Consider the following 414-nt stretch of genomic DNA (forward strand, 5'->3'; position numbering starts at 1 on the left):
GGCGGTGAATCTCACGTGGACCGCGGGCAATCGTGCCGCTGGGGCGATGGGGTGACCTCCCGCTCGAGCGGAGCCGAGAGCGGGGGAGGGTGGGCGCGGCGGCACCTCGCAGACGCCGAGTTGCGCAGACACCCCCGCCCCGCACCGACCCCGGTGCATGATTACGTACCCCCCATGACCGCCATCAAAGTGCTCCTCGTCGACGACGACCCCCTCGTCCGCGCCGGCCTCTCCTTCATGCTCGGCGGCGCCGAGGACATCGAGATCGTCGGAGAGGCCGCCGACGGCGGCGAGGTCGACGCGCTCGTCGACCGCACCCGCCCGGACGTCGTCCTCATGGACATCCGCATGCCCTCCGTCGACGGCCTCACCGCCACCGAGGCGCTGCGCCGCCGCGAGGACGCCCCGCAGGTC

At 73.2% G+C, this 414-nt stretch carries 1 protein-coding gene; it reads left to right on the top strand.

All coding sequences use genetic code 11. The annotated features are described in order from the left end of the window. Positions 1-174: 174 nt before the first annotated feature. A partial coding sequence (locus LPA54_RS40325; RefSeq protein WP_228985397.1) for a response regulator transcription factor occupies positions 175-414 on the top strand: 240 nt, incomplete at its 3' end.

Origin of the sequence: Streptomyces sp. DH12 (assembly GCF_020873895.1) — a bacterium.
Lineage (GTDB): Bacteria > Actinomycetota > Actinomycetes > Streptomycetales > Streptomycetaceae > Streptomyces.